The 379-nt window shown below is 62.0% G+C and carries 1 protein-coding gene; it reads right to left on the bottom strand.

The window, feature by feature from the left end:
• Positions 1 to 368 (bottom strand): FCD domain-containing protein (locus EN853_RS33240; RefSeq protein ID WP_245517522.1); only part of this gene is annotated, 368 nt, incomplete at its 3' end.
• Positions 369 to 379: the final 11 nt, after the last annotated feature.

Raw genomic sequence — 379 nt, forward strand, 5'->3', positions numbered from 1 at the left:
ATGAGGTCCAGGATGCCATCCCTCGATTGCCGGATATGACGGCGGGATTCGCGGCAGGCCGTGTCGGCGTCCCCGGCAGCGATCGCTTCAACGATCATGTGATGGTCGTCACGCGCCGCCTTCCAGTCGTTCAACTGGGTCAACTCCATCCAGACATAGACCTGGCACTTGTCCAAAAGTCCGTTCAGCATTTCCGCGAGCATGGCGTTGGCGCTAAATCGCGCGATTGCGCGATGGATTTCCATGCCGGTCTGCATCTCTTCCAGCCGGGCGCGAGGAGCCGAATCGGTTTGCGCCAGGCGCTCGCAGTCCGCGACCAAGCCGCGCAGCAGCTCCACTTCATCGAGGGTGATGCGGGCGATCGCCAAGGTCGTCGCAT

It is taken from the genome of Mesorhizobium sp. M1C.F.Ca.ET.210.01.1.1 (assembly GCF_004791585.1).
Taxonomy (GTDB): Bacteria; Pseudomonadota; Alphaproteobacteria; order Rhizobiales; family Rhizobiaceae; genus Mesorhizobium.